16 protein-coding genes and 1 rRNA gene are annotated in these 20,388 nt (G+C 40.7%); 8 read left to right on the forward strand and 9 right to left on the reverse strand.

The genetic code is table 11. The features are described 5' to 3' along the window. Nucleotides 1–44 precede the first annotated feature (44 nt). Complete coding sequence (gene add, locus IMPJCBKJ_RS18080) at nt 45–1,046, forward strand: adenosine deaminase (RefSeq protein ID WP_054554668.1); 1,002 nt, start codon at nt 45–47, stop codon at nt 1,044–1,046. Nucleotides 1,047–1,055: 9 nt separating this feature from the next. On the opposite strand, the gene IMPJCBKJ_RS18085 is transcribed toward add, so the two are convergent. The 4 genes from IMPJCBKJ_RS18085 to IMPJCBKJ_RS18100 form a co-directional block, all read right to left on the reverse strand. Next, a complete protein-coding gene (locus IMPJCBKJ_RS18085) occupies nt 1,056–1,472 on the reverse strand; it encodes a CBS domain-containing protein (protein ID WP_054554669.1) in 417 nt (138 codons plus the stop codon). Between the two features lie 145 nt (nt 1,473–1,617). Continuing rightward, complete coding sequence (gene fre / locus IMPJCBKJ_RS18090; protein WP_138598968.1) at nt 1,618–2,331, reverse strand: NAD(P)H-flavin reductase; 714 nt, start codon at nt 2,329–2,331, stop codon at nt 1,618–1,620. A gap of 87 nt (nt 2,332–2,418) precedes the next feature. Beyond that, a complete protein-coding gene (gene ubiD, locus IMPJCBKJ_RS18095) occupies nt 2,419–3,885 on the reverse strand; it encodes a 4-hydroxy-3-polyprenylbenzoate decarboxylase (protein ID WP_138618737.1) in 1,467 nt (488 codons plus the stop codon). Between the two features lie 85 nt (nt 3,886–3,970). After that, complete coding sequence (locus IMPJCBKJ_RS18100; protein ID WP_054554672.1) at nt 3,971–4,258, reverse strand: MliC family protein; 288 nt, start codon at nt 4,256–4,258, stop codon at nt 3,971–3,973. Nucleotides 4,259–4,371: 113 nt separating this feature from the next. Between IMPJCBKJ_RS18100 and IMPJCBKJ_RS18105 the strand changes: the two genes are divergently transcribed. After that, on the forward strand, nt 4,372–5,280 hold the full coding sequence (locus IMPJCBKJ_RS18105; protein WP_166341457.1) for a DUF808 domain-containing protein: 909 nt from the start codon (nt 4,372–4,374) through the stop codon (nt 5,278–5,280). A 105-nt stretch (nt 5,281–5,385) separates the two neighbouring features. After that, nucleotides 5,386–7,344, forward strand: a complete 1,959-nt coding sequence (locus IMPJCBKJ_RS18110; protein ID WP_166341459.1) for a S9 family peptidase — start codon at nt 5,386–5,388, stop codon at nt 7,342–7,344. A gap of 310 nt (nt 7,345–7,654) precedes the next feature. On the opposite strand, the gene IMPJCBKJ_RS18115 is transcribed toward IMPJCBKJ_RS18110, so the two are convergent. Further along, on the reverse strand, nt 7,655–8,611 hold the full coding sequence (locus IMPJCBKJ_RS18115; protein WP_166341461.1) for a tetratricopeptide repeat protein: 957 nt from the start codon (nt 8,609–8,611) through the stop codon (nt 7,655–7,657). A 187-nt stretch (nt 8,612–8,798) separates the two neighbouring features. Here IMPJCBKJ_RS18115 and dbpA point away from each other — a divergent pair, with 187 nt between their 5' ends. Further along, on the forward strand, nt 8,799–10,187 hold the full coding sequence (dbpA, locus tag IMPJCBKJ_RS18120) for an ATP-dependent RNA helicase DbpA (RefSeq protein ID WP_054554675.1): 1,389 nt from the start codon (nt 8,799–8,801) through the stop codon (nt 10,185–10,187). Nucleotides 10,188–10,196: 9 nt separating this feature from the next. Here the strand turns inward: dbpA and IMPJCBKJ_RS18125 are convergent, their stop codons facing one another. Then, nucleotides 10,197–10,778, reverse strand: a complete 582-nt coding sequence (locus tag IMPJCBKJ_RS18125; RefSeq protein WP_166341463.1) for a DNA-J related domain-containing protein — start codon at nt 10,776–10,778, stop codon at nt 10,197–10,199. 207 nt (nt 10,779–10,985) lie between these two features. Here IMPJCBKJ_RS18125 and IMPJCBKJ_RS18130 point away from each other — a divergent pair, with 207 nt between their 5' ends. Next, nucleotides 10,986–13,757, forward strand: coding sequence for a tetratricopeptide repeat protein (locus IMPJCBKJ_RS18130; protein ID WP_240921059.1), 2,772 nt, complete (start codon nt 10,986–10,988; stop codon nt 13,755–13,757). On the opposite strand, the gene IMPJCBKJ_RS20860 is transcribed toward IMPJCBKJ_RS18130, so the two are convergent. From IMPJCBKJ_RS20860 to trxA, 3 genes are all read right to left on the reverse strand, one after another. Then, entirely contained in the window at nt 13,730–14,980 is a 1,251-nt protein-coding gene (locus tag IMPJCBKJ_RS20860; RefSeq protein WP_166341467.1) for a methyl-accepting chemotaxis protein, read from the reverse strand. The genes IMPJCBKJ_RS18130 and IMPJCBKJ_RS20860 overlap by 28 nt on opposite strands. Nucleotides 14,981–15,142: 162 nt before the next feature. Beyond that, nucleotides 15,143–16,402 carry a transcription termination factor Rho gene (gene rho, locus IMPJCBKJ_RS18140; protein ID WP_054554678.1) on the reverse strand — a complete coding sequence of 420 codons (1,260 nt, stop codon included), beginning with the start codon at nt 16,400–16,402 and terminating at the stop codon, nt 15,143–15,145. Between the two features lie 181 nt (nt 16,403–16,583). Next, nucleotides 16,584–16,910: a thioredoxin TrxA gene (gene trxA / locus IMPJCBKJ_RS18145; RefSeq protein WP_054554679.1), complete on the reverse strand. Its 327-nt coding sequence runs from the start codon at nt 16,908–16,910 to the stop codon at nt 16,584–16,586. A 90-nt stretch (nt 16,911–17,000) separates the two neighbouring features. On the opposite strand from trxA, the gene rhlB reads away from it, so the two are divergent. The 3 genes from rhlB to IMPJCBKJ_RS18160 form a co-directional block, all read left to right on the forward strand. After that, the gene (rhlB, locus tag IMPJCBKJ_RS18150) at nt 17,001–18,275 is read left to right on the forward strand and encodes an ATP-dependent RNA helicase RhlB (protein ID WP_054554680.1); all 1,275 of its coding nucleotides are present in this window, start codon (nt 17,001–17,003) and stop codon (nt 18,273–18,275) included. A 48-nt stretch (nt 18,276–18,323) separates the two neighbouring features. Then, nucleotides 18,324–19,817: a guanosine-5'-triphosphate,3'-diphosphate diphosphatase gene (gene gppA, locus IMPJCBKJ_RS18155; protein WP_166341469.1), complete on the forward strand. Its 1,494-nt coding sequence runs from the start codon at nt 18,324–18,326 to the stop codon at nt 19,815–19,817. Nucleotides 19,818–20,319: 502 nt separating this feature from the next. Further along, nucleotides 20,320–20,388: ribosomal RNA gene (locus tag IMPJCBKJ_RS18160) — 16S ribosomal RNA — on the forward strand; the annotation flags it as partial.

Genomic DNA, 20,388 nt, shown 5'->3' on the forward strand with positions numbered 1-20,388 from the left:
GGTACGTATGATCCGCGCAAATTTACTGAACCTGAGTGCTAATTATGATCAATAACAAACTCCCTTTGCTTGATATTCACCGTCATCTAGATGGTAATGTTCGCCCACAAACGATCTTAGACCTTGGTCGTCAGTTTAATCTTGAATTACCTGCTGACAACATTGAAGCGCTTATTCCGCACGTACAGGTTATCGACCCTGAACCAAATTTAGTGGCATTTTTACAAAAGCTTGATTGGGGTGTAAAAGTACTGGGTGATTACGATGCTTGTCGTCGTATTGCTATCGAAAACGTTGAAGATGCGATTGCCCAAAACCTCGATTACGTTGAGCTTCGTTTTAGTCCATATTATATGGCGCAAAGCCAAGGCTTACACCCGCAAGGAGTTGTCGAAGCGGTGGTTGATGGTGTAAAAAGTGCGTGCCAAAACGCGCCAATTAAAGCTAACTTAATCGGCATCATGTCGCGTACATATGGCACCAAAATCTGTCAGCAAGAGCTTGATGCGCTACTTGCTTTTAAAAATGATTTAGTGGCGGTTGATTTAGCTGGCGATGAAATTGGTTTCCCGGGTGAGCTATTTGTTGATCATTTTAAACAAGTTCATGATGCATACTTAGCTGCCACGATTCATGCCGGTGAAGCACGCGGTAGCGAAAGCATTTGGCAAGCAATTAACGAGCTTGGTGCAACGCGTATTGGTCATGGTGTAAAAGCAATTGAAGATGCTGCACTAATGGATTACTTACGTGATAAGCGCATTGGTATTGAGTCTTGCTTAACCAGTAACATTCAAACCAGTACTGTTGCTGAGCTTGCAAAACACCCGCTAAAAACCTTCTTAGACCATGGTATTTTGGCATCGATTAATACTGATGATCCGGCCGTTGAAGGTATTGAAATAGCGTATGAGTATCAAGTAGCAGCACCTGCGGCAGGGTTAAGCCAAGCCGATATGGAAAAAGCGCAAGCTAATGCGCTTGAAATTGCTTATTTAAGCGATGCAGATAAAGCGGCTTTAAAACAGTTAGCTGCTAATCGTTAAGCAGCTAACTTATACTTGGTGCTCTTGGCATGAAACGTAGTTTTCATATAATGCCTTGAGCACGTCACCTCGGCTGATCATGCCAACAACCTTACCACCCTCGATAACTGGGTAATTCTTTGGCTTACCCGTTTTCATGGCATCAGCCAACTCAATGATATTTTGATCGCTACTCACGGTAACAACATCGGTGCGCATGAGTTGTTTTACCTTTACCACGCCATCGCAGAAATAACTGTTTTGCATGAGCGGTTGCAGCAGCTCTTGTTCTGAAATAAAGCCAACTAAACTTTTGTTGTCATCGAATACAGGTGCGCCTAGTAATTTAAACTTTTGCAGCTCGCTAATCGCGGTGGTCATTTCAGTTTCAGGCGTAATGTGTGGCAACTTACGTTGCATAAAGTCTTGTACTTTTGTATTTAGCATTTGGGTCTCTCCCCATCGTTATTCTAAACAGAGTATGGTCAAGGAAATGCAGTTTGTGAAATCGTTTAGACGGATTAAGGCGATAGGTAAAACAAATAAAAAAGGCATCCAATTGGATGCCTTAAAAATAATCTGTATGAGTTAGTTATTTAATGAATGCAAATGCATCAGCGTACATGTTCTCACGTACCGCACCATGGTTAATAAAATCATCGCGAACCACGCCAATCATGTCGAAGCGGCCTGCCATGTAAATATCGTATGGTTCTAAAGACACTATATCTTCCATAACGGCCTTGTGGACGTAACCGGTTTTGCCAGTCCAGCTTTGCGGCGCATTTTCAACCACTGGAATGTATTGGAAATGTGGGTTGCTGTTTGCCCATGCTTGCATTTCATCATGAGCATAAAGCGCAGCTTGCTCACGAACACCCCAGTAAAATAATACAGGGCGCTCACAGCCAATTTCAGCAAGGTGATCAGCCATTGATTTGGCATAAGAAAAACCAGTACCGCCAGCAAGTAGAATAATTGGGCGCTCACCCTCAACTCGCAGCTGTGATACACCTAAACCCACTTCAACATTAACTTGCTGTTGCTCTGTATGTGCTTGACGTAAATGATCAAGCGCTTGCATTGCATACGAATCAGCACCTGCGGCACCAATATGTAGTTCAATTTGGTCAGTTTGTGAAGGGCGGCTTGCAATAGAAAAGGCACGCTTATCTTTTTCGCCTAATACAAGTTGCATATATTGGCCTGCCTCGAATGACACAGGTTGCTGTGGTTTCAAAATGACCTTATGTACATGGTCTGTAAGCGGGCTGATCGCAACAACGTCAGCGAGTAATGTTTGCATAGTTTACCTTTATAAGCACAGAAGCAAATTCGGTTATGAATCGCACTCATAACCGTTAAATTTTGAGCAGTTTAACATAGTCACAGCCTAGAGAATATCTAAGCTGTCCCATAATTCATCAACACGTTCTTTGATTTTTGGATCCATAACAATGGGCTCACCCCATTCACGATCTGTTTCGCCTGGCCATTTATTGGTTGCATCCATGCCCATTTTTGAGCCAAGGCCCGAAACTGGCGATGCAAAATCTAAATAATCAATTGGCGTGTTTTCGATCATCGTCGTATCGCGAGCAGGGTCCATACGCGTTGTAATGGCCCAGATCACGTCGTTCCAATCACGTGCGTTTACATCATCATCGCAAACAATCACGAACTTGGTATACATGAATTGACGTAAGAAAGACCACACCCCCATCATCACGCGCTTGGCATGACCTGGGTATTGTTTTTTCATCGTGACCACAGCCATACGATAAGAACAGCCTTCAGGTGGTAGATAAAAATCTACAATTTCAGGGAATTGCTTTTGCAGAATTGGTACGAACACTTCGTTCAATGCAACCCCGAGTACTGCTGGCTCATCTGGTGGACGGCCAGTGTAAGTGCTGTGATAAATTGGGTTTTCACGATGTGTAATGTGAGTGACCGTCATCACCGGAAACTCGTCTACTTCGTTGTAGTAACCTGTGTGGTCGCCATAAGGGCCTTCTGGAGCTGTTTCACCTGGCATAATATAACCTTCAAGCACGAACTCTGCGGTAGCAGGCACTTGTAGGTCATTTGAAACCGATTTAACAACTTCAGTTTTACTACCGCGTAGTAAACCAGCAAATGCATATTCGCTTAGGGTGTCTGGTACTGGTGTTACAGCGCCTAAGATTGTCGCAGGGTCGGCACCTAATGCGACAGATACAGGGTAAGGTTCGCCTGGGTGCTCTTTACACCATTCACGAAAATCTAATGCGCCACCGCGGTGCGATAGCCAACGCATAATAATTTTGTTTTTACCCAATAGCTGCTGACGGTAAATGCCTAAGTTTTGGCGCTTTTTATAAGGCCCTTTGGTAACCGTTAGACCCCATGTGATCAAGGGAGCAGCATCACCCGGCCAGCAATGTTGGATAGGCAGCTTAGTTAAGTCAACATTATCGCCTTCAAGTATAACTTGCTGACAAGGCGCTTTTTTTACTTCTTTAGCTGGCATATTCAGTACTTGTTTGAATACTGGGATTTGCCCTAGTGCCTCTTTAATGCCTTTTGGTGGCTCAGGCTCTTTTAGAAAAGCTAATAACTTACCAACTTCGCGCAGTTCACTGACATCATCTTGGCCCATACCCATCGCTACACGTTTGGGCGTACCAAAAAGGTTAGCAAGAACGGGAATGGTGTGACCTTTAGGGTTTTCGAATAACAGAGCAGGGCCTTCTGCACGTAACGTACGGTCGGCAATTTCGGTCATTTCAAGGTAAGGATCAATTTCTTGTTTGATCCGCTTTAACTCACCTTTTTGTTCTAATAACTCGATAAATTCGCGAAGATCTTTGTATTTCATTATAGCCGCTTAAACGCTGAATAAACTGTCGCTATTATACTCAAAACCACTGATTAAGCTAATTTAGCCACGAAAGCTTTTGCTATTACTGGGTTAAGCTACATTGGTACTTTTTACCTCTTAAAATCAGCATGGCTTCATCGCCTTTAGACCAAAACAGCACATTATCGGCACTGTATTTAACCCCAGAGCCGCTTACTTGGCGATTGAGTAAATATTCACTCTCCTTAAATGTCAGTCTGGCTTCCTCATCATTGTACTCAACGATACTGGCGCTGAGGGTCTCATCGCACAGATAGTTGCTCGGTGCACTTTGCTCAGCACATGCGCACAAGGTAACTAAAGCGAGCCCCGAGAGAAGTGGTTTAATCATAGAAACACCTCTATTTTTGAATGAGCTATAAGCCTAACAAAGAAAAATTAACCGTTGGTGAAAATGGCAGGATAAGTTATGTTGATAGTGTATTTAATGGGCAAGGAAAAACCATGGCAGGCACAAATTTACTAACCTTACTTGATGATATTACAACACTTTTAGACGACATTGCGACGATGAGTAAAGTCGCAACAAAAAAAACAGCAGGGGTGTTAGGTGATGATCTGGCTCTTAATGCTCAGCAAGTTACAGGGGTAACTGCCGATAGAGAGTTGCCAGTGGTTTGGGCTGTGGCAAAAGGCTCGTTTATCAACAAAGCCATCTTAGTGCCCGCAGCGTTATTGATTAGTGTTTGGTTGCCTTGGTTAATCACTCCGCTGTTAATGGTTGGCGGGCTGTTTTTGTGTTTTGAAGGTGCAGAGAAAATTATCGAAAAGCTGTTTGGTCACGCTCAACAAGAAGATGAAAGTGTGGTTGAACAACAAGACTTACAAGAATACGAAAAGCAAAAAATCAAAGGAGCAATCCGTACTGATTTTATCCTCTCTGCAGAAATTATAGTGATAACGCTAGGTACGGTTGCTGGCGCAACGCTGGTTAATCAAGCTTTAGTGCTCAGTGTAACCGCAATTATTATGACCATTGGCGTGTATGGGTTAGTTGCTGGGATTGTTAAACTTGATGATGCTGGTTTGTATTTACTGCAAAAAGCGCAGCAAAGTGGCGGTAAGTTTAAAGAGCTTGTAGGTAAGTTTTTACTTGCTGCAGCGCCTAAGTTAATGCGCTTTTTAGCCTTTGCAGGAACGGTTGCTATGTTCTTAGTTGGCGGTGGCATATTGGTACATGGGATCCCTGTTTTGCATCACGCCAAGCAAGGTAGCACCGAGTTTGTAACGGATTTAGTTGGCAAAACTGGGGAGTTGGCTACGCCGATTATGTTTGATGGTTTATTGGGCGTTTTGGCTGGGGGGATCGTCGTTTTAATGATGGAGCTTTGGCGTAGAATTCTTCGCAAGTAAATATTGAAAGAGTCTTTTTTGTTAAAGGTTTGTAGCAAATATAGGGGCTTTGCTTTATTATTGCTCAGTTAAAAATAACAATTAAATCGTTAAATGGAGTTAATCATGTCTCGATACCTCACTTTTGTGCTGGGGCTAGCGTTATTTACGCTGTCATTTACCAGCTTCGCTAAATCTGCAAAATTATCAGTAGAAGATTTCAGTAAAGGTAATGACTTTAGTCGTGTAACTATCTCTCCTGATGGCAACTACGTCGCAGCTATAAAAAAACACGAAGGTAAAAATTCACTCATCATTGTTGATACAACCAAGTTTGCCGTAACCCATGCGGTTGCTTTTCCGGGTAATGCACAGGTTGGCGAATACCATTGGGTTAACAATGAGCGTGTTATTCTTGAAAAAGAGTATTTAAAGGGCTGGCAAGATACGCCTATTTATTATGGTGAGCTATTTGCTGTGAATGTTGATGGTAGCCGTGGCGCATATGTAATTGGTTATCATGGTGAACAGCAAACTGGTACTCGGTTAAAGAAGCAAACACCAGTTCGAGGAACGTCATATCTTTTAGATCCCTTACTTCATGATGATAAAAAAGTTTTGGTTGTCACTTACCCATGGACAGCAACCAATGAGCCAACAACCGTTGTTTATGAAGTCGATGTTTACCGCGGTCTTCGCACTTTAATTACGCGCTCACCTGCACCTATGGGGCGTTTTTTAACAGATCATGATGGTAATGTTCGTATCGCCGTATCAAGTGACGATTATCTAAACGCGACAATTCATGTTCGAGAGCCTGAAGGCGGTTTTTGGAAAGAGCTTGATACAAAAGGTATTAATTACACCGATATTACATTAAAGGCATTTGATAAATCAGGTGAGTCTGTATATGCCACTGCATCAAAGGATGGGGAAGCAGAAAGTCTAATTAAGATTAACCTAAAAACGAAAGAAGTGACGAAAATCTTCCAGGATAAGCATGTTTCACCGTCACATATTTGGGTTGATGAAATCTCTAAGGAACTATTTGCTATAGAAACCGAGGCTGACTACCCAAGTTATGCGTTTGTTGATAGCGATTCACCTAAATCACAGCGCCTTAAAGATTTATTAGGTGCACTACCCGGCAGTCAAGTACAGTTAGTCAGTAGTACAGAAGATGATACAAGGAATATTATTTTCGCATCGAGTGATATAAACCCTGGGCAATATTATTTATATGACGCGAATACCAATAAGTTACGTTTATTATTTTCTACTAGAAGCTGGATAAGTCAAGATGATATGGCACAAACTACGCCGCTACGCTTCAAAAGCCGTGATGGTTTAACAATTTTAGCTTATTTAACTATACCAAACGGTAAAGCTGAGAAAAACTTACCCTTAGTTGTTATGCCGCATGGTGGTCCAATTGCACGTGATTACTGGGGCTATGATCCAGAAGTGCAAATGTTAGCCAATAAAGGTATGGCAGTACTTAAGGTTAACTTTCGTGGCTCGGAAGGGTTTGGTGTGAACTTCCAAGAAGCCGGTTATCGTCAGTGGGGACAAAACGTTCAGCACGACATTATTGATGGTGTGAAATTATTGATTAATGACGGCACAGTTGATAAGGATAATATTTGCATTATGGGAGCCAGCTTCGGTGGTTACTCTGCACTACAAAGCGCGATTATCGAGCCAGATATGTTCAAGTGTGCAATAGGCCTGATGGGGGTTTACGACTTGCCTCTTATGTATGAAGAAGGTGACACGCAAGCAAGTAGTTATGGTGTTAATTATCTAAAAACAGTGATTGGTACTGATGAGGCTGAGTTAAAAGCATTCTCGCCAGCTTATAATGTCGATAAGCTAAAAGCACCTGTTCTTATTGTGCATGGTGGTGAAGACGAACGTGCGCCAATTGAGCAAGCAGAATCATTAGAAGCCGCTTTGAAAAAAGCTAAGCACCCATATGAAATCACTATTCTAGATGATGAAGGTCACGGTTTTTATAAAGAAGAGCACCGCACTCTTTACTATAAAAAAGTATTGGCTTTTTTAGATGATCATTTAAAGCTTTAATGAAAAGTGCCGGCGAGCAAGCTCGCCGGCAAGGATTTAGCACGGGAACGTAAGCGTGCTAGTGTGCAAGGTCTTCTTTTAAGTTGTACAAACTCAAAAGATGATTCGTTCATTAAGCAATGAAGCCTAGTTGCAATTTAAAACAGAGCAGGAGAGTGACTCTGTTATTGCTAATAAGCATTTATAAAACCAACAAAGTAATATAAATACTGTGTAATACAAAAATGTTATAACATAACAAAAATAAAGTAAATAGCGAGAGTCATATTATTAGGCTGGTTTCTTCTGCGTGATATTTATGGGTAACAGATTATTGAGTATTCAACTTACTACAATCGTAACTCAAGCATAGCTCTGCGAGCTCAACCTTTGCTTTAGGATTCCCTTGTAAGGTGGCTTTGTTGAGCCAGTAAGCTGCTTTTTCGTTATTCACATTTGTCCCTTGGCCATCGCGATACATCTGACCCAAGTTTAATTGCCCCCATGAATAACCATCTTCCGCAGACAGGGTAAAACTTTTCAACGCTTCCTCGTATAAGCCATCTTTGAAGTAAGTGATCCCCTCCTGATTATGTTTATCGAGCTTAACGCCCGTATATAAAGGCTTAGGTCTAGGCGGGTGCATAACAAAACCACCAAATAAACTATAAAGCTCAGGTCGCATAATCTTATATATGCTGCCTTCATCATAAAGCTGCTGTATTTGTGATTTACTGAAAGTCAGGGTTTTACTAGAAAAGTAATCATCTTGAACTAGCATGCTGGTTCGCATCGCAATCTCGATGTCTTTATTGTACTTGTAAGTGTAGTTAGCAACTCTAAAAGTCATGTTCTTGTCATCCAACTCAACGAGCTGAGCTACTTTTAGGTTGTTAATACGTTTTGGTTTGCCAGTAAATTTATCCGAATATACAAAATAGGTATCAAACAACTTTGGCTCGTTTAGGTAAGTTTGCTCGTTCTCAGTTTGTTCATTCGCTCCGATTAATGCTTTTGCTAATAGGTAAACGATGATGAATAGGCCAATAAAGTACTTTATAAACGACGCTAACTCTAAGGTTGGTAATGTATACCAAGGCGCAGGAGTAGCATAGCCACAGTCATCACATTGTCTTTGATAATTAATAGAAAGTGGCATGATGGGCAAAATAGTAAAGCGCAAAACTTTACTGTGATTGCTTAAAGAATAATGTTCACTATGACAGTGAGGGCACGTTTTTTGTTTTTTATAAAAAACATCAGCGGGTGCGGTATTAAATAGAAGCATCGTTTCTTCCTGAATATTGCTATCAATAAACTAGAACAAATGCAGAGAGTTAGAAAGCACCAAACTGTAAGCAAATATGAATTAAATATGCTGAACAATGTTTTCGTTTAGAGAAACAGCCCATTCTCTGCTATGATCCACAGCATCTTCGAGGATGTCCCTCAATTATCAAGTTTGGAATATTACTGTGACCGCTACTGCTTTTTCATCTTTGGCTTTGCCGCAAGAGCTAACCGATAACTTATCAACTTTAGGTTATACGCAAATGACGCCTGTGCAAGCGCAAAGCTTGCCAGTGATCTTGCAAGGCAAAGATATTATTGCCCAAGCTAAAACAGGGTCGGGTAAAACGGCTGCATTTAGTCTAGGTGTGCTAGCTAAGTTAAATGTGAAACGCTTTCGTATTCAGTCTCTCATTTTATGTCCAACCCGAGAATTAGCAGAGCAGGTAGCGGAAGAAGTTCGTAAGCTAGCCCGTGGTATTCATAACATTAAAGTTTTAACCTTATGTGGCGGTGTGTCTATTGGTCCACAAATTGGCTCATTAGAGCATGGTGCGCATATCATTGTTGGCACGCCAGGTCGTGTTGATGACCATATTCGCAAAGGCACATTGCGCTTAAATGATGTTGAAACCTTGGTGTTAGATGAAGCTGATCAAATGCTAGATATGGGTTTCCAAGATACCCTTGATGCTATTGTTGAGAGTATTCCAAATCAACGCCAAACATTATTGTTTAGTGCGACTTATCCAAAATCAATTGCTGCGATAGCTGAGCGAGTGCTTAGCAATCCAGAAATGATTAAGGTTGAAGAAGAGCAAACAAAAAGTACAATAAAGCAATACTTTTATAAGCTAGATAACAACAAGCAGCGCTTTAATACATTGAAGCTGTTGTTATTAAAGTTCCAGCCAGAAAGCTGTGTGGTTTTTTGTAACACCAAGGTTGAAACTCAACAGATTTGTGATGACCTTTATGCTGAAGGGTTTAGTGCGGTTGCCTTACACGGTGATTTAGATCAACGTGAACGTGAGCGCACTTTAATTCGCTTTGCTAATAAAAGTGCCTGTATTCTGGTTGCAACGGATGTTGCTGCGCGTGGCTTAGATATCAACGATATGGACATGGTAGTGAACTACCACCTCGCGCATGACCCTCAAACCCATGTACACCGTGTTGGTCGTACTGGTCGAGCAGGTAAAAAGGGTATTGCATGTTCTATTTATGGTGAAGCAGAGCAATTTAAAGTGGCACAAATTGGCGACCACTATGAGCGCGACTTTGACCCTGAACCAATTCCGCCATTTAGCTTGCTCGAAAAGCCTGCTTATAAGCCAACCATGGCGACAATTATGATTGATGCTGGCAAGAAGCAAAAAATTCGTGCCGGTGATATTTTAGGTGCATTAACTGGTAAAGAGGGAATTGCTGGTCATCAGGTAGGTAAAATTAACGTACTTGATAATGTGGCCTTTATTGCTGTTGAGCGAGCAGCTGCAAAACCTGCATTACGCAAATTGACCGAAGGTAATATTAAAAAGCGCAAGATCCGTGCGCGACGTTTGAGTCGGTAATCTGGTTAATTATGAGCAGCTAGCTTTAAGTTGCTCATATTCGAGTTGTATTCTCTTAAACTCAATTGCACAGCCTTGGCGGTCTGGGTGGTGTTTTAACGCTAGTTGTCGCCAACGCTTTTGTAACTGTTTTTCCGAAAAATCAGTAGGTAGCTGCCACGCCTGTTGTAATTGTATTAGCTGCTGCTGAGGTAATGAGTGAATGGCCTTTTTTGGGCTAAATGACGAAAAGCGCTGCCAAAAATCAGTTAACAACGCATCAATTTCATCGCTTGTTGTATCAAAGTTTTGCCAATCTAAATAATAACCCCGTAGCGGGTCATGACTTTCTAATGCGTTACTTGTTTGCTTACTAATAAGTTCAATATGTAAAGAGGCAATCTCTAGCTGTTGCTCTGGCGCAAGTTGTGCTTGCAGTTGATACAAGCCATTCATAACTAAAAAGTTGCGTTTAAACAGATCTTTTTGTGGGTCTGCGTCTAATGATTCTATTTTTCCAGATTCACTAAGTGCGCTGGCAAGCGTATGAACCTTCCAAACAGGCTGTTCCAAAAGGAGGTAAAAAATCTCATCAATCAGTGGGTTAACCATTGTTCGCAAGCCTGACTTTGGTGTAATCTAAATGTGTGTACGCTATCACAGCTAAACAATTGAAACTACAAAGTTGCTCTGAGATAAATATTTAGCATTATAAAATTAGCATAAAAAGCCAAGTATAAGATTAGGGATATTAAATATATGCTCGCACCTACACGTTTAAGCATACTTTGTTCAGCGTTTTTTTGCTGTTTTTTCGTTATGCCCTTCAATTTGGCTGCAAATTCATTATTTGAGCAATTCACACAACAAGAACAGTGGGAAGATAAGCATCAACTAGGGTTACAGTTAATTTCACAAGGTTCACTGAGTAATGAGCAAACTCTTGATGTTTATATGCAATTAGCCGATTTAGCATTAGAGAAAGACTTATTTTCTAAAGCAATTGAAAATTACCAAAAAGTTGAGTTATCTACATCATTTGATACCAATCCGGAGCGTTTCTTTCGTGCAATAAAAATGCAAGGAGTGACCTACTATTATCAAGGTTTGATGCAACAGGCGCTAATAGCGTACTTAAAAGCGATACCTTTTGCTGAAAAAATGCCTGACCCACTAGCTAAAGCCAATTTAATGAGCAATATTGGTCTCGCTTATTTTGATATGTTTAATTTGAATCAAGCTTTAAATTACTACAAACAGGCCAAAGATATTTATGAGCAACATGGTAGTGAGCAAGATAAAGCTGATATTTTGCATAACATTGCCGGAATATATATTCGACTTTCAAGTTACGAAGTTGCTCTTGAAATGTACAGAGAAACATTAAATATATTCCAAAGTTTAGGTGATATGGATGGTGTCGCTCAATCCTATGGAAATATGGGGGTAGCTTATTCTGAGCTTGGGCAGTATCAACTCTCTTTGCATTATTATCAGCGTGCTTTGCGCTATTATCAAGAAACAAATAACGCCTATTTCTTGTCTTCTCGCCATGGCAACATTGCTAATGTTTATTTGCGCACGGGTGATTTAGAGCTTGCCTTAAGCCATGCCGAAAAAGCAATTGAGTTTGCAAAAAAAATTGACAACAAAGCCTTAGAGTTGGCCGGCGTGTTGTCACAAGCAAAAATTGAATTGTTACAGAATAAATTAACAAAAGCTGAATCCACTTTAACTACTTCAGTACAGATGGCAAAGGAGTACAAAGACGATTTACGTGTTCAAGATGGTATGGGAATGATGGCTTTAATTAAAGCAGGTCAAGGTGATTTTGCTACAGCCGTTGCGAATTTTGATAAGTTTGTTCGTTCATTTAACTCTGTTCAAAATGCCAAATTATTAAAGTCGATGGGAGAGTTACAAAGCCAGATACAAGCAACTCAGCTCAATCAAGAAATAATCGAACTAAAGCAACGTCAACAAGTACAAGATCTCGAAATGTCCAAACAACGACAGTTGGGCATTATGCTATTCATCTTATTCGTTATGCTGGTGGTAACAGGTATTACTGTATACCGTCGTAGTATTGAAAAAGGCGCTAAAGAGCAGCTTTCTTTAATGGTGGCAAAACGAACAAAAGAACTTGAAGAAACAGCAGAAAAATTGCGCAGAGCTAACGAAATAAAGAGTCAATTTTTAGCAAATATTAGTCACGAAATTCGTACGCCGCTAACTGCAATTTTAGGGCAAACAGATAATTTAATTAATGGTTATTATAAACCAGAGCACTTAAATGATGAACTTGCTGTTATCCAAAAACAAAGTGATCATTTAAAAGAGCTAATAAATGACGTGCTAGATATCAGTAAAATTGAAGCTAACAAGCTAGAGCTTAGCCTAAAAGAGGGGGATTTAGTTCGGTTGCTTACAGATGTCCATTCTATGCTTAGTGGTCAGGCTAAAGATAAAGGGTTGAACTTTGCATTTCATAATGAACTTGGTGAGCAATATTATAGCTTGCTCGACTTTACCCGCATTAAACAAATCCTTATTAACCTGTGTGCAAATGCAATTAAGTTTACAAACCAAGGCGAAGTCGAGTTAAAGGTTTCGCGTGTTGAGCAAGGTGTGTGGTTTTATGTTACCGACACTGGTATTGGCATGAATGCCGAGCAACTGAATCAAATATTTGACTGCTTTAGCCAAGGTGACAATAGTATTAGTCGCCGTTTCGGTGGTACTGGACTTGGATTAAGTTTATCGCAACAGCTTGCAATGATGATGGGTGGTTATATAAGTGTTGAAAGTGAGCTGAACCAAGGTAGCGTGTTCTCATTTTACTTACCTTGTAAAGAGTATATACCAAGCTCTGACATCATTGAGCCTGCAAAACTCGAACAACATGCTGCCAATGGCTTATCTGGCAAAGTGCTGCTAGCTGAAGATCATCCAGATAACCGCCGTCTAATTTCTCGCTATTTAGAATCTATGGGACTTGAAGTGATTGCTGTAGAAAATGGTGAGCAAGCCGTTGAGCAGTGTTTAAAGGAGTTTCCCGATGTTGTGTTGCTTGATATTCAGATGCCAGTGCTTGATGGTTTAAGTGCGCTTAAACTATTACATGAATGTGGGTTTACACAGCCCGTATATGCGTTAACGGCTAATGCTATTAGTCACGAAATCGACGGTTATCTTCAAGCGGGATTTACAGGTTATCTTGCTAAGCCAATTGATAAAAAGGTGTTTTACACGCAACTTGCTAAGCATTGTAAGAAGGACGCCGTTACAATTAAGTCTCAGCATGATATGAGCGACTTAGTCGCTAGTTTTATTGCAAGTTTCGAGCACGAAAGCGCCTTAATACAACAACACTTTGCTGCTGATAAATACTTCGATTTGCAGCAGGATGCGCACCGCATTGGTGGTGCTGCAAAAATGTTTGCGTTAGATGAGGTGGCAGTGAGTGCAATGGCGCTTGAGTCTGCACTAAAACAGCAAAAATTATCAGACTTAACTAGCCTAGTTGCTCAGTTGCTTGAGCAGCTACATTGTGCTGCTGTAAGTCAAAATAACTCAATCTCTCCATCTTGATGATTTTTAGAAGAGTCGCTAGTTTGGATACGATCGCGATTTATACGCTGATTAGTATCGATATCTGGGAGAGCAATATGAAACAAAGACAGTTTGTCATCTATAGCGTGAGCTAAGCTAACTAAATCCTTACTGGACACAGCTTGAATTTGCGAACTTGAAAGTGCGTCTGAGTTTAATTCTACCATTGCATCAATACTAGCCTGGGCTTCGTCAGACATAGTACTTTGTATTGCGACTTGCTCATGAACGCCCTCTGAGTAGTTGCTGATAGCTAACATAGCCTGCTCTATTTTATTTGTTTCTTTTGTCGTTGCATCAGATAACTGTACTGTATTTTCAGCTTCCATGAGAGCTGTTTGCATCAGTTGATTTGCAAGTTTGGTGCTGTGTTGAATTTTAGCTACCATTTCACGCACTTCTTGGGTCGATTTACTCGTTCGTGCAGCTAAGTTTCTTACTTCATCTGCGACAACTGCAAAGCCTCGACCTTGCTCACCAGCGCGAGCTGCTTCAATTGCCGCGTTTAATGCCAAGAGGTTGGTTTGATCTGCGATGCCATTTATTACATCAATAATTGAGCCTATAGCATCACTGTCTTGTTTAAGTAATAAAATTTGTTCGCTTGTGAGATTTATATTATCAGCAAGTGTAATAAGGCTTGCTTGGCTTTTCTCTGAATCAGAACGAGTTTGTTGAACTGATTCTGTCGCGGCCAAAACCGATTGAAAGATTTCTTTCAAGCTATGATCAAGCTTTCTTGACACTTCAATCGTTCGATTTATTGTATTGGCTAAATCAATTCCATGTGCATTTTGTATTGTGGCTTTTTGAGTCATTGAGGCATAGGTGTCTCGCAGAGCATCTGCCATAGGAAGAAGCCGCGCAGATGAAGCTGAAACTTCACTAAGTAAATGCTCGACCATGGTTAGACTTGCATTTAATGCGTGACAGACCTCAGGTAATTGGCTGTCACTTTCATTAAACCGAAAAGTGAAGTCGATGCCATCTTTCGTTGTTATACAAGATACAAAATATTTAAGGTAGTCCTTTTGTTTGTCATTATCTTTATGTAGATAAATGATTAATAGCGACCAAGGAATGACTGAAACTAAGCCAAAAATGACTATTTCTTTCATAGATGAGTTGAAAATGATAAAGCTGGTAATACTGCCAATTAAGCTAACTACAAATAGAATAATTGCAATTTTTAAATGCGACATAGAGGATCCTTACCTTTATATCTAATCATTTATAGAACAATTATTCTTCAAATACCAATAAACTTATTCTGTAAAAGTATAACTTTTAAAGTGTTATGTGCTTAGTTTTAGGCAAAAAAAATGCCTGTATTAAACAGGCATTTTTTAAAAACTTAGTAATCGTTACTGTCGTTTCATTGAGTCAAAGAATTCATCATTGGTTTTGCTCATCGAAAGCTTATCAATTAAGAATTCCATTGCGTCAATTTCTGACATCTCATGAACGATCTTACGTAAGATCCACATCTTCTGTAGTTCATCAGGTTTAGTAAGTAACTCTTCGCGACGCGTACCTGAGCGGTTAAAGTCAATCGCTGGGAATACACGCTTTTCGGCAATCTTACGATTTAAGTGTAATTCCATGTTACCTGTACCTTTGAACTCTTCGTAGATAACTTCGTCCATCTTCGAACCTGTATCGATAAGAGCCGTTGCGATAATTGTTAAGCTACCGCCTTCTTCTACGTTACGAGCTGCACCAAAGAAACGCTTTGGTTTGTGTAATGCGTTTGCATCAACACCACCGGTTAATACCTTACCTGATGAAGGGATCACCGTATTGTAGGCACGAGCTAGACGTGTGATTGAATCAAGTAAGATAACCACGTCTTTTTTATGCTCAACAAGGCGTTTTGCTTTTTCAATTACCATCTCGGCAACTTGAACGTGACGACTCGCCGGTTCATCGAACGTTGAGGCAACTACTTCACCTTTTACAAGGCGCTGCATCTCTGTAACTTCCTCTGGACGTTCGTCGATAAGAAGAACCATCAGTTCACAATCAGGCTGGTTGTAGCTGATCGATTGCGCAATGTTTTGCAGTAGCATGGTTTTACCCGCTTTCGGCGGAGCAACGATAAGCGCACGTTGACCTTTACCAATTGGTGATGCTAAATCAAGTACACGTGCTGTGATGTCTTCAGTGCTACCGTTACCACGCTCCATACGTAAACGTTCGTTTGCGTGTAGTGGGGTAAGGTTTTCAAATAGGATTTTTGTGCGAGAGTTTTCAGGTTTGTCGAAGTTTACTTCATTTACTTTTAATAGTGCGAAGTAACGTTCGCCGTCTTTAGGTGGACGAATAAGGCCTGAAATTGAGTCACCAGTACGCATGCTGAATCGACGGATTTGACTCGGTGATACATAAATATCATCTGGGCCGGCTAAGTAAGATGCTTCTGATGATCTTAAGAAACCAAAACCATCTTGTAAGATCTCTAGTACACCGCCGCCATAGATGTTTTCACCGCTTTTAGCGTGCGCTTTAAGGATGGCGAAAATGATGTCTTGTTTTCTTAAACGGGCTACGTTTTCGAGCCCCATGGACTCAGCTAAGTTTACAAGCTCTTTTATAGACTTGTCTTTTAATTCGCGTAAATGCATATTGGTGGGTTCTTTATTACAATTGTCATACTCAAAATCATCGTTTGATACATGAGTGAGGTTTGTTGGTATAACTAAGGATTAGTTGGCTTTATAAACTAGCAGGTCACTAGCAAGGCGTCCAGTCTTTAAACAAAATAAAGCTAAAAAAAGGGCAAAAAGCCCTTTTTTTATATTTTCATTAGATGTTGTTTTCTAAAAACTCTACTAATTGAGTCTTAGAAAGAGCACCAACTTTAGTTGCTGCAACTTGGCCATCTTTGAAAAGAAGTAATGTAGGGATACCACGGATACCGAACTTTGGTGGTGTGCCTGCATTTTGGTCGATGTTAAGTTTACCAACGGTAACTCGGCCATCAAACTCGCCAGCTACTTCGTCAAGAATAGGGGCGATCATTTTACAAGGTCCGCACCATTCAGCCCAAAAATCAACAAGTACAGGTTTGTCTGATTGTAGTACGTCAGCTTCAAAGCTATCGTCAGTTAATTGAATAATTTTCTCGCTCATTGCGATCTCCGATTAGTTAGGCGAAATATTTAATGCGTATTTAAACACTCTTGTTTCTTATTGCAAGTTTAAACGTTATGCTTAAACGCTATGACTAAGACACATTTGACCGATAAAAAGTTTTCAGACTTTGCTATCGCACCGGAAGTGGTTGCCGGTTTAACCGAAAATGGGTTTGAATATTGCACACCCATTCAAGCAAAATGCCTACCTTTTATTTGTGAAGGCCGCGATATTGCGGGCCAAGCGCAAACAGGTACGGGCAAAACGTTGGCGTTTTTAACCGCCACGTGCCATCGGTTATTACAATCTAGCAAAGCATCTAGTAAACATCCAAGAGCCCTGATCATGGCCCCAACAAGGGAGCTGGCGATTCAGATACACAAAGATGCAAAAATTTTAGCGCCACACTGTAATCTTAACTTAGGATTAGTATATGGTGGCGAAGATTACGAAAAACAACGTGCACAACTAGAAAAAGGCGTTGATATTTTAATTGGGACTACTGGACGCCTTATCGATTTATACAAGCAGGGCTGTTATACCCTCAATGAAATCGAGGTTGTAGTGCTTGATGAAGCAGATCGTATGTTCGATTTAGGCTTTATAAAAGATATTCGTTATATGTTTAGACGTATGCCAGAAACGTCTGAGCGATTAAACCTATTATTCTCTGCAACCTTGTCATATCGTGTGCAGGAATTAGCGTTTGAACATATGACTAACCCTGAGCATGTACAAGTTGAACCTGATGTAAAAACAGGTAAGCGTATTCAAGAAGAGCTATTCCATCCATCGCAAGATGACAAAATTAAGTTACTGTTAACTTTAATTGAAGAAGAATGGCCAGATAAAGCGATTGTGTTTGCAAATACGAAACACAGTTGTGAGAATGTTTATGCATGGATGAAAGCCGATGGTCACCGAGTTGGATTATTAACCGGTGATGTAAACCAGAAAAAGCGTCAATCAATTTTGGCTCAATTTACCAAAGGCGATTTAGACTTTTTAGTAGCAACAGACGTTGCAGCTCGTGGTTTGCACATCCCAGAAGTAAGTCATGTATTTAATTTTGATTTGCCAGATGATTGTGAAGACTATGTACACCGTATTGGTCGTACCGGACGTGCAGGTGCATCAGGACACGCTATTAGCTTTGCCTGTGAACAGTACGCCTATAATCTCCACGAAATTGAGCAATACATAGAACACAGCATTCCATTATCACATTATGATAAAAGTGCATTGCTTGATGATTTAACTAAGCCTACTATTCAGAAAAAGCGGAACTATTCTACAGGCCCACGTAATCGTAATAACAACGGACGTCGACCAAATAATAGTTACCAGAAATCGCGGTCGTGATAAACGGCCGTTATTGAAGACTTAGTAGTAACTAGAGGTTTTTGAACGGTGGGGCAACTTCAACCGCAAAAAAATGTGTATGCAGTAATCGACTTAGGATCAAATAGCTTTCATATGCTGATCGCTAAATCGATTGCTGGCGGTCTGCAAACGATCGGTCGAGTAAAACGTAAAGTAAGGCTTGCTGCAGGGCTTGATGAAAACAACGTCCTTAGCACTGAAGCCATGCAACGAGGTTGGGAATGCCTAGCCTTGTTTGCTGAACGTCTACAAGACATACCAAAGAAAAACATCACAATTGTTGCGACCGCAACTTTACGTCTTGCTATTAATGCTGATGTATTCAAGCATAAAGCTGAACAGATCCTTGGTCATAAAATCAATGTTATCAGCGGTGAGCTAGAAGCTAAGACAATCTATAAAGGTGTGGCTCATACCTCTGCTTGTAGCGGTAAACAACTGGTTATCGATATTGGCGGAGCCAGTACCGAAGTTGTTATTGGTCAGGGTTTTGATGCACTGCATTATAAAAGCCTGCACATGGGCTGTGTTACCTTCCTAGAACGCTACTTCAAAGATCAAAAGCTCAGTAACGAAAATTTTGCAGCTGCAATTAACGCGGCAAGTGAAGTGGTTGCAGAAATTGTCGATGAATACCAAGCAACTGGATGGCAAATTGCGAGCGGCGCGTCAGGCACAGTGCAAGCGATCCAAGAAATCATGGTTGCACAAAACCAAGATGAGCTTTTAACGCTTGATAAACTTCTCGCTATTAAAGAGCAATCAGTGCAATTTGAAACGATTGCTGATCTTGAGCTTGTTGGCTTGAGTGAAGAGCGCCGCCTAGTGTTTGTTTCTGGCCTCGCTATATTAATCGCCTTGTTTCAATCATTAGATATAAAACAAATGGGTCTTGCTCGCGGTGCATTGCGTGAAGGTGTTTTATATAGCATGGTGCCAGAGCTTCATAACCACGACATCCGCAAGCGTACAGTTGATGGTTTAATGAATCGCTATCATGTAGATCAAAAACAGGCTTGTCGTGTTGCGCAACTTGCGGAGCAGTTGGCTAAAAGCGTGATGGGGCAATGGCAATCGATCGATGAAAATGCAATTGCATTGCTAAGGACAGTAGCAAAATTGCACGAGATAGGCTTACTAATAGAGTATAAGCTTTATCATAAGCACACGGCTTACATTATAGAAAACACAGATATGCCTGGATTCTCGCAATCTGAGCATAAACTGATTACTGCTGTTGCTAGTGAGCATCGCGCTGATCTTGTTAAAAACAGTTTTGCTCACTTGGGCTGTCATCAAATACTCGCAGAATGCTTAACAAGAGTTGTGCGGATCGCTGTGATCTTATCAATGCGTCGCCAAGATGATGTACTACCAGCGATTGATCTCAGTGTTAATGAAAACACCCTTACACTGACATTTGATGGTGATTGGTTAAAATATCACCCATTAATGGCCAGTGAGCTGCAACTAGAGTCCAAGCTACAAGCAAAAGTAGGTTGGAAGCTCATAGTAAAATAACGTTAAAAGGCCCTTCGGGGCCTTTTTTAGTGCTATTTTTACCCGTTTCGTTCGTATTTTGCGCGAACAATCATTTTTTTCATAAAAACTTCAAAAAACAGTTGATCTCAATTCGGATCTCCCTATAATGCGCATCCACCGACACGGCGGACTGCTTACAAAAAAGCAAAACGACGAGTTGGTTGAGTCAAGTAAAACTGAGTTTTGAAAAAATAAACTTTTCTCAAAATTAAGTGTTGACAAAAATAACGGCTTGCGTAGAATGCACAGCCCTTGAGACGCAAAAGTATCTCAAACGTTCTTTAACAATATAAAGCAATCATCTGTGTGGGCACTCGTACAGGTTGAGTTCTAACAGCGAAGCTTAGTTTACTAAGTGGAGCAAACAAATTTAGAGTCTCAAATGTAACTGAGTGACTTCATAGTCAATTCGATATCGAAAGGTATCAAATTCAGAATTCATTGAGCATGGTTTGAAGTTTACTTCAAACAAAAAAACTTTTAATTGAAGAGTTTGATCATGGCTCAGATTGAACGCTGGCGGCAGGCCTAACACATGCAAGTCGAGCGG

The sequence above is a fragment of the Pseudoalteromonas sp. MB47 genome, from assembly GCF_011319765.1.
Classification (GTDB): domain Bacteria; phylum Pseudomonadota; class Gammaproteobacteria; order Enterobacterales; family Alteromonadaceae; genus Pseudoalteromonas; species Pseudoalteromonas simplex.